The sequence below is a fragment of the Desulfobacterium sp. N47 genome, from assembly GCF_051233685.1.
Classification (GTDB): Bacteria; Desulfobacterota; Desulfobacteria; order Desulfobacterales; family RPRI01; genus RPRI01.
This window is the reverse complement of sequence record NZ_JBAMMY010000251.1, coordinates 1-9289: the sequence shown is the minus strand read 5'-3', so window position 1 is coordinate 9289 and position 9289 is coordinate 1. Positions and strand designations below refer to the sequence as shown.

Genomic DNA, 9289 nt, shown 5'->3' with positions numbered 1-9289 from the left:
GCCTGCGTAACCGTTCATTGAGTATTGGCTCAAGGATTTTAAATCGTTTTGATATTCTATCTTTTTCCATGAGCTAATCATGGAGCAAATTTGAAAATTATGCAACATAAATGTTATAGTTGTTTTATGACAATCTCTAAATATGTTCCTTATCCAACATAGCCAGGAAAGCATCGCTTCCGAGGGGACGTCCGGTCTTTTCGTGCCGATAAAACAGATCTGCCTCCTCCACCGGTCTGGGTTCGGCAATAAAATCCTGCCACCTCTTTTCAATCCGTTCAAGTAAAGGTTTTGCCAGCACTAAAGAGTCATCAATCCCGGCAATATGAGCACTTGCGCTGCTCCACGGCCAATCTTCAGGCTGGTCGACGTACTTTCTTTTTACCGGATTTATCTCGATATAGCGGGCACAGGCAATCAGGTATTGTTCATCAAGCAGATGTGACGAGTATCGTCCCTGCCAGAACTGACCACTTTTGCCGGTACGACGGTTTATGTATCTGGCATACCGACCATGGGCCGATTGAAGGCAGCCGGAAAGGGATCTCTTTTTATCGGGAATAGCAATGAGGTGAACATAGTCCGGCATCAGGCAGTATGCCCAGATCTCCACACCATGCCTATGGCAACATTCCACCATAATCTCAAGGTAGACAGCATAATCATTTTCATTCAAAAAAGTCTGCCGCCCCTGTAAGCCGCGCTGTATAACATGATGGGGCAACCCAGGCACTGTAATTCTTTTCATAATCTCATTTGACTTGTATACGAATTTTATTTTCTCCAAATTCTACGATATCACCTGAAAAAATCTTTTTTCTTTTCCTGGTTTCAATTTTTCCATTTACTATAACCTGACCTTCAGAAATTACATATTTCGCTTCACCGCCGCTACCGACCATATTTTCAAACTTCAAGATTTTATAGAGCTCAATTGGCTCTTCCAAAATTTTAATTTCTCTCATTTTGCACATTCAGTCTCAATGTAATTTAGTGGTGGTTGATTCATATCAGTCTCATATAAAATGCCTACACCCGTGATCTCCGGGAAAAAAGGCCATAGACATTGTTATGATATGTCTTTTCTTAAATTCAAGTCAAAAGAATATAGCTATTTTCATAACAATATTCCGATTGTTTGGTTGTAATTGGGTATGGATTCGTATGCTAACAGCAGAAAAACCTTATTTTGTAATTAATAGCAATATTTAGATGTATTTGCATTCCGGAAATACTCACTTCGCTAAATTTCTTTACTGCTGTTTCTATAAGCGACAATTCAAAATTACGTGGATATCGAGCAACAAAGCACATCAATATTTGATGAAGGTTTCAAAACATAATCGAATAATTAAAAAAAATATGGACAAAGAATAAATAATAGTGTTAGAAAGCTCACGATAGAATAAAAGCGTCAATAACCAAAATTGAAATAAGTGCACCGGCTATTAATTATTTTAAAATATTAAAATAAATGTTATAGATCTGGAAAACAAAATATATAGGAGGTGATCTGTTGGGTAGCGTAATTAAAAAGCGAAGAAAAAAAATGAGAAAGCATAAGCATAAAAAGCTTTTGGCCCGTACGCGGCATCAGAGAAGAAAAGGTAAATAAGGCTACCTGCGGTCTCTTATTTTAATAATGTAAAAAAAGCGCCTGCGATTTTTTATGTAGGCGCTTTTTTAAATGGAATCGCAATAAAGCCCATTAACACGCTTATTGCTTCTCCTGACAATCCTGAGTTGAGAATTGAAATAATCGAAATGCTGCAGAGAATTCATTCCCCAAAGATCTTTGCAGGGAATGCGGACTGTCCAAAGCTATTCATATCTGAGCGTTTTAAGGAAACAATTCAAATCAGTGTGTGAAGATGGGCGGGTGCCGCATAAGATCGAAATCGTCCCAAACATAAACCTGTGAAACCTTATATTCTCAAGTCCCACATCTTTCATTATCAAAGCAAGCTCTTCCGGAGTTTTGAATGCTTCGGTGCTCGAAGTAAGATATCGGTACGCATTTTTATTCCCGGCAAAAAGGAATCCGAGCAGAGGAATCACAAGCTTTAAGTAAAGAAGGATAAAAGGACGCAGGAGATTTTTCGGTGGGGGGGATGTATCCAGACATACAATTTTTCCGCCCGGTTTTGTAGTGCGCATCTGTTCTGCAAATGAGCGGTGTATATCCATGACATTTCTGATCAGATAGCCTGATGTGACAGCATCAAAAACAGAATCAGGGAAAGGAAGGACTAAGGCATCTGCACAGCACCATGAAATATTCTCCTTCTGCTCTTTTCCGGCAAGCATCATTTCCAAAGTAAAATCAACCCCGAAAGCTTTAATGCCATTATTTGAGAGAAGTGCTTCGTGCAGAATTTTGCCGGTTCCGGTTCCAACATCAAGAATAAGTGAATTCGGCCCAAGAGAAGCTTCTTTTATTACATATCTTCTCCATGATTTATCCCTGCCGAATGTCATAATTGTATTCAGCAGATCATAGCGGCCTGAAATATTTTTAAACATTGCACGTATTTTTAATGCCTTATTTTTATCGTATTTATCTGTCATATTGATAGCGATTAATCCTGCTCTCTTGTATTTAAAAAAATGATATCAGGCCAGCGTTTCATTTCGTAATCCAAACTCCAGTCGTTGCGGGCAAGGAATGTCAGATGACCCCCCGCATCCATAGCAAGGTTGTTTTTGTTCTCTTTTTCAAATTGCTCAAGCTTTGTTTTATCATCACATTCAACCCAGCGTGCTCTGGTATAATCGATGGGTTCCGTTACAGCATCAGCCCCGTATTCATCTTTGAGGCGAGCCATTGTAACTTCAAACTGCAGCACTCCTACCGCTCCAAGAATATATCCGCTTCCTGTGAGCGGCTTGAAAAACTGAACAGCCCCTTCTTCGGAGAGCTGGATCAACCCTTTCTGGAGCTGCTTGTTTTTAATGGGATTTAAGAGGCGGACACGCCGGAAGTGTTCAGGTGCGAAGTTGGGGATGCCTGTAAATTTCAGAGGCTCTTTATCGGTAAATGTATCACCGATTTTGATTTTACCGTGGTTATGCAAGCCTATTATGTCTCCAGGATATGCTTCTTCAACATTTGACCTGTCCTGTGCCATGAATATTGTAGCATTTGAAAGCGTCATTTCTTTGCCCGAATGCTGATGAATTACTTTCATGCCGCGTGTAAATTTTCCGGAGCATATCCTTACAAAAGAAATACGGTCTCTGTGGGCCGGGTCCATGTTAGCCTGAATTTTAAACACAAAGCCTGAAAATGATTCTTCATAAGGCGATACGGCTCTTGAAGCGGAATTTCTGGGTAAAGGAGCTGGCGCCATTTCAACAAATGCGTCAAGCAGTTCTTTTACCCCGAAATTATTTACAGCACTTCCAAAGAAAACAGGAGTCTGATTGGCCTTGAGATAATGTTCATAGTCAAAAGGAGTGGATGCTATATTTAACAGATCAATATCCTCTCTCAGCCTGTTTGCATCGCTTCCAAGAAGTTCATCAAGTCTTGGATCTGAAAGCTCTTTTATCGTTATTCCTTCAGCAATTTTGGTGCTTTTTCCAGGAGTAAAGAGGTTAAGCTCTTTTTTGAATATGTTATATACCCCTTTAAAATATTTTCCCATACCTATAGGCCATGATAATGGGGTGCATTCGATCTGAAGCCTGTCTTCAATATCGGCAAGAAGGTCAAGGGGTGCAAGACCGTCCCTGTCCAGTTTGTTTATGAAAGTTATTATGGGAGTATTGCGCATTCTGCATACTTCCATCAGTTTTATTGTCTGGGGTTCAACACCCTTTGCGCTGTCAATAACCATCAGAGCGCTGTCAACAGCGGTCAATACCCTGTATGTATCTTCAGAAAAATCCTGGTGTCCCGGTGTATCAAGCAGGTTTATTTCATAATTATTATAGTTGAACTTCATTACCGAAGTTGTTACCGATATACCCCTTTCTTTTTCTATGGACATCCAGTCGCTTGTTGCATGACGGGCTGCTTTGCGCGCTTTGACTGCACCTGCCAGTTGTATTGCGCCTCCGAAAAGAAGGAGTTTTTCAGTAAGAGTTGTTTTTCCCGCATCAGGATGGCTTATAATGCCAAAAGTGCGGCGTTTTTCCACTTCTTTTTTGTGCTGTTTATTCATAAAAAATATTATATAACCTTATAAAGCTTTTTAAAGATTCCGATCTTCATGTTGAACTTGCTGGATGGAGGGGTTTTATGATATTAATCGCAGGATTTTATACCTTCGATATGATTCATTATTGAAAAAACAAAAAAGGCACCTCCGTGTAGGCTGTTGCCTATGGACATTTGAATAAACTTAACCTTTTTTGCCAGGTTGCCATGAAATCCACACATATATGTACCCCGGCAAATTTGGATGTTTTCAAAGGTCCCGTTTAAAAACCGCAACCTTGCGAGATGCCCTTTATTTTTTAAAAATTGATTAAAGCTTTGTTACATTAACAGCCGCTGGCCCTTTTTCACCCTGTTCGATATCAAAGGTAACCTTTTCACCTTCGGAAAGAGTTTTAAAACCGGCTCCATTTATTGCAGAATGATGAACGAATACATCTTCGCCGTTTTCCTGTTCAATAAATCCATAACCTTTTTTATTACTGAACCATTTTACTATTCCGTTTGCCAAAATTCTTTTCTCCTTAAAAAATATTACAAAATTCCGGCTCAAGACAGACGCCTTACAAGGAACCGTTCCTTAAAGAGCAATACTACTATACTGACTGCGGCCGTTAAAAAATATCCGAAATAATAATATTAGTTTTATAAAACGTCAAGCGAAAATTATTATTTTGCATTTAATTTCAACCGGTATCAATTATAATATAACTTCATGTGTTTGCTGTTTTTACAAATAGTTAAAATAATAAGTTCCAAAAAAAAGCTGTTCATAGTACCCTGTTTTTTTGACATACTGTTAATATTTGATATATAAGTGGTAAATATTTGCTTTAATTATTTTTTGATAGGTATCAGGAACCAGTTAGTCTCTTGAACCATTTGAAATGACAGACAGTTCAATCAACCGGATTTATTTATTTTTGAAAGGATCCACATAAAACATAATGAAACCTATTATCACTATAGTCGGAAGACCAAATGTTGGCAAATCGACGTTTTTTAACCGGGTTACAAGATCTAAAGATGCTATAGTTGATGATTTCCCCGGAGTTACAAGGGATTGTATACATAGAGATGCCGTATGGAATGATGTCGAATTTACTCTTGTGGATACTGGCGGTTTTGCATACGGTGATGAAGACGATATAAATTCAAAGGTTCGCATGCAGGTCAAGCAATCAATAGATGATGCCGATGCGATTATAATGATGTTAGACGGAAAGAGTGGCGTATCTCCTTTTGATTCGGACATTGTACAATTGTTAAGATCAGTTTCCAAGCCTGTTTTCTATGTTGTCAACAAGATTGATGGCGATGAAAAAGAAATCAATCTTTATGAATTTTATTCTCTCGGTATAGAAAGAATATATTCCTTATCATCTGAACATGGCTATGGTGTCGGGAGTTTTCTCGATGATCTTGTCAGTATATTCCCGAAAGCTGATTCAGGACAATATCAGGATATAATAAAGGTGGCGGTTATCGGAAGACCAAATGTTGGCAAATCATCACTTATAAACCGCATTCTGGGTAAAGACCGGCATATAGTAAGCGATGTGCCGGGTACGACCCGTGATGCCGTGGATTCTCTTTGCGAGATAAAAGGAAAGCAGTATCTTATTATAGACACAGCAGGTATAAGAAGAAAGAGTAAAGTATCAAAAAAAATTGAGAAATTTTCAATTATAAAAGCCTTAAAAAGCCTTGATAGATGTGATATTGCTCTTATAATCATAGATGCTTCAGAAGGTATAACCGATCAGGATATAAGTATTGCCGGATATGCATATGAGCGTGAATGCGGCTGTATCTTTCTTTTAAACAAGTGGGATACTGTTGAAAAAGGGGATAAGATAAAGAAAAAATTTATAGAGCAGTTAAAATATGAAGCCAAATATTTAAATTATGCGCCAGCAATGACAATCTCGGCAAAAACAGGGCTTGGGGTTGCGAAAATATTTGATCTTGTGGATGAAGTATACAAGCAGTATGAATTTCGAATCGGCACCGGAGAATTAAACAGAATTTTAGAATCAGCCGTTACCAAAACGGAACCGTCGCTTTACAAAGGAAGAAGGATTAAATTTTACTATACGACCCAGGTTTCAATTAAACCCCCAACATTTGTTTTCTTCGTGAATTATGCCGATGCGCTTCATTTTTCTTACAAAAGATATCTCGTAAATCAGATCAGGGCGGGTGCAGGACTTGATAAGACACCGATTAAGCTTGTTTTCAAAAAAAGAGATGGCGACAGGCATAAGAAAAAATAGAGCTTGGAAAATTTTTGGGATTAACATAAAAATATTTTTGAGGATAATTTGGATCTTTTTGAATACGGTGCCGAAAAAACAGGAAATGACTCAAAGCCTCTTGCCGAGAAGATGCGCCCAAGAAATCTGAATGAGTTTGCAGGCCAGGAACATGTTGTTGCAGAAGGTACATTGATCAGGCATGCATTTGAAAAAGACCAGGTTTTTTCAATGATCCTCTGGGGTCCTCCGGGATGCGGCAAAACGACTCTTGCAAGAATTATTGCCCGTGAAACAAGCTCTTATTTTATGCATTTTTCAGCAGTACTTTCCGGAGTTAAAGAAATAAGGGCTGTTATTGAAGAGGCAAAAAACCAGCTTAAACTTTTCAGAAAAAGATCAATTCTGTTTGTTGACGAAATCCACAGATTCAATAAGGCCCAACAGGATGCGTTTTTACATCATGTTGAAAGTGGTCTGATAACGTTAATAGGCGCAACAACCGAAAATCCTTCTTTTGAGGTAATTTCTCCTCTTCTTTCACGATGCAGGGTAATTACTTTAAAAACCCTTTCCGATGATGATATCTCCAGGATAATTGATAGTGCATTAAAAGATAAAGAAAGAGGGCTTGGAGAATTAAATCTTTCGCTTTCAGAAGAAGTATTATCCCATCTTGTAAGAATATCGGATGGCGACGCCAGAATGGCCTTAAACAGTCTTGAGATAGCAGCCGGAATAGCAACAGGTAAAAATAAAACACAAGATAATGAACAAATATATATAACTCTCAATGATATAGAGAATGCCCTTCAGAAGAAAGCCTTGTTGTATGATAAAAAAGGTGAGGAGCATTACAACCTGATATCGGCGCTTCATAAGAGCATGAGAGGAAGTGATCCTGATGCTGCTGTCTATTGGCTTGCCCGCATGCTGACAGCTGGTGAAGATCCGCTTTTTATAGCACGAAGAATGATAAGATTTGCTTCGGAAGATATCGGAAATGCCGATCCGTATGCTTTAAGCGTTACAGTTAGTGCGATGGAAGCTTTTAAGTTCATCGGTCAACCCGAAGGTGAGCTTGCCCTTGCACAGGCTGTAATTTATCTTTCGACTGCCCCCAAAAGCAACAGTGTGTATACTGCCTATGGCCGTGTTCAGAAAGCTGTCAGAAGCGAAGGTGCGCTTCCTGTTCCTCTTCATATCAGAAACGCCCCGACATCCCTTATGAAAGATCTGGGTTATGGCAAAGATTATAAATATGCTCATGATTATAAAGAGGATTACGTTTTCCAGGAATACCTGCCTGATAAACTTGAAAGCACTCTTTTTTATTTTCCGACCGAAAGAGGTTATGAAAAGACTATAAAGCAAAGGCTTGAGAAATGGCGTAAACTTAAGAAAGAGAAGAAAACTGCAACCTGACTATTCTGATCATAGCTACAGGATATTTGTGAACAGATTTATGACAAACGCTGTAGCCGGTATCGGCCAAAGCAAAACCAATATAAGACTGTATGGCTTGCAGAAGTTATCGACATTGTTTTAATACATGTTGTGCGATATTGCTTAACGGCAGAATTTTGTCTACTCCTCCGAGTTTAATTGCCTCATGAGGCATTCCAAAAACTACCGAAGTTTGTTCATCCTGTGCTATAGTTGCCGCTCCTGTCTGCTTTATTTCCAGCATACCTTTGGCGCCGTCATCTCCCATGCCGGTCATGATCACTGCTACAGTATTTTTTCCTGCGTATCTTGCAGCGGAACGAAACAGCACATCAACCGAAGGCCGGTGTCTTGAAACCAAAGGCCCGTCCTTTACTTCCACATAATAGCGGGCCCCACTACGTTTGAGCATGGTATGACGGTTTCCGTGTGCAATAAGAACTCTGCCACGGACTACCGAGTCATTGTCTTCAGCTTCTTTTACCGAAACTCTGCATAAAGTATCCAGCCTTTGGGCGAAGGCTTTGGTAAAATGTTCAGGCATGTGCTGTACAATTACCATGCCGGGGGAATCATCCGGCAAATCCTCCAGAAACATTCTCAGCGCTTCGGTTCCTCCGGTCGAAGCACCGATTACAACCACCTTTTCGGTAGTTTTGACCATAGCTTTGGATGAAGGTTTGGCGATAATTTCCACTGCCCCGTATTCAAAAATTTTAAGCGCAGTTTCAGAACCTTTTTCTGTGAGACTGGAACATATAACCACAGGGATGGGATACTGAGTCATAATTTTTTGCAGAAATGTTATACCGTCCATCCGCGGCATTTCAATATCCAATGTTATTACATCCGGAATCTGATGCAGGAGTCTGTCGGCAGCAATAAAAGGATCCGAAGCAGATCCCATAATTTCTATCATGGGGTCCGAAGAAAGTATTTCGGTCAGTGTTTGCCGAACGACCGCCGAATCATCTACTATCAGAACCTTTATTTTATTTTGCATATTTAAACTCTATGTCAATTCTATGTCAATAAATGGGTAGTTTCATTAGTCAGCGCATGTTTAATACGTTTCAGAAAAACTTTTCCCGTAGTAGTATCAAATATTATTTTTCGTGCTTTTGTTCCTCCAAGGTCTTTTGCAACCAATATCAATCCTTCCTTCCGGATAATATTTAAGGCCATTATGGAATTTTGTTTTCCCACACTCATTTTTTCATCTATAGTCCAAAAAGAAAGGAGCAGCTCACTTCCTCCGAATATTTTACACTCAATTTCCATTCTGTTTCAGTAGTGTCCGGTTAGGTTTTTGCATATAAAGTTTGTTCTTTGACAATTCGATTATCAGACTGTGTATTTTTTCCACAGGCACGCAATTCATTCTGGATATTGTTTCTAAGCTGACGAATCCTTTTTATTGATACAG

At 39.2% G+C, this 9289-nt stretch carries 10 protein-coding genes; 3 read left to right on the top strand and 7 right to left on the bottom strand.

The genetic code is table 11. The annotated features are described in order from the left end of the window. Window positions 1-136: 136 nt before the first annotated feature. Complete coding sequence (locus VXK47_RS16185) at window positions 137-748, bottom strand: REP-associated tyrosine transposase (protein ID WP_435549819.1); 612 nt, start codon at window positions 746-748, stop codon at window positions 137-139. Window positions 749-752: 4 nt separating this feature from the next. After that, window positions 753-965, bottom strand: coding sequence for an RNA-binding S4 domain-containing protein (locus VXK47_RS16180; protein WP_435549818.1), 213 nt, complete (start codon window positions 963-965; stop codon window positions 753-755). Window positions 966-1516: 551 nt separating this feature from the next. Between VXK47_RS16180 and VXK47_RS16175 the strand changes: the two genes are divergently transcribed. After that, the gene (locus VXK47_RS16175; protein WP_435549817.1) at window positions 1517-1615 is read left to right on the top strand and encodes a 30S ribosomal protein bS22; all 99 of its coding nucleotides are present in this window, start codon (window positions 1517-1519) and stop codon (window positions 1613-1615) included. A 206-nt stretch (window positions 1616-1821) separates the two neighbouring features. Here the strand turns inward: VXK47_RS16175 and VXK47_RS16170 are convergent, their stop codons facing one another. The 3 genes from VXK47_RS16170 to VXK47_RS16160 form a co-directional block, all read right to left on the bottom strand. Beyond that, entirely contained in the window at window positions 1822-2568 is a 747-nt protein-coding gene (locus VXK47_RS16170; RefSeq protein WP_435549816.1) for a ubiquinone/menaquinone biosynthesis methyltransferase, read from the bottom strand. Window positions 2569-2579: 11 nt separating this feature from the next. Beyond that, entirely contained in the window at window positions 2580-4166 is a 1587-nt protein-coding gene (locus VXK47_RS16165) for a peptide chain release factor 3 (RefSeq protein ID WP_435549815.1), read from the bottom strand. Window positions 4167-4472: 306 nt separating this feature from the next. Then, window positions 4473-4673 (bottom strand): cold-shock protein, encoded by a 201-nt coding sequence (locus VXK47_RS16160; RefSeq protein WP_435549814.1) that lies wholly within the window; start codon window positions 4671-4673, stop codon window positions 4473-4475. Between the two features lie 436 nt (window positions 4674-5109). Here VXK47_RS16160 and der point away from each other — a divergent pair, with 436 nt between their 5' ends. Both der and VXK47_RS16150 read left to right on the top strand, forming a co-directional pair. Further along, window positions 5110-6438 (top strand): ribosome biogenesis GTPase Der, encoded by a 1329-nt coding sequence (gene der / locus VXK47_RS16155; RefSeq protein WP_435549813.1) that lies wholly within the window; start codon window positions 5110-5112, stop codon window positions 6436-6438. 48 nt (window positions 6439-6486) lie between these two features. Next, window positions 6487-7842: a replication-associated recombination protein A gene (locus tag VXK47_RS16150; protein WP_435549812.1), complete on the top strand. Its 1356-nt coding sequence runs from the start codon at window positions 6487-6489 to the stop codon at window positions 7840-7842. A gap of 106 nt (window positions 7843-7948) precedes the next feature. Here VXK47_RS16150 and VXK47_RS16145 read toward each other — a convergent pair whose 3' ends face one another. Continuing rightward, the gene (locus VXK47_RS16145; protein ID WP_435549811.1) at window positions 7949-8866 is read right to left on the bottom strand and encodes a protein-glutamate methylesterase/protein-glutamine glutaminase; all 918 of its coding nucleotides are present in this window, start codon (window positions 8864-8866) and stop codon (window positions 7949-7951) included. Window positions 8867-8886: 20 nt separating this feature from the next. Then, window positions 8887-9144, bottom strand: a complete 258-nt coding sequence (locus VXK47_RS16140) for a hypothetical protein (RefSeq protein WP_435549810.1) — start codon at window positions 9142-9144, stop codon at window positions 8887-8889. Window positions 9145-9289 lie beyond the last annotated feature (145 nt).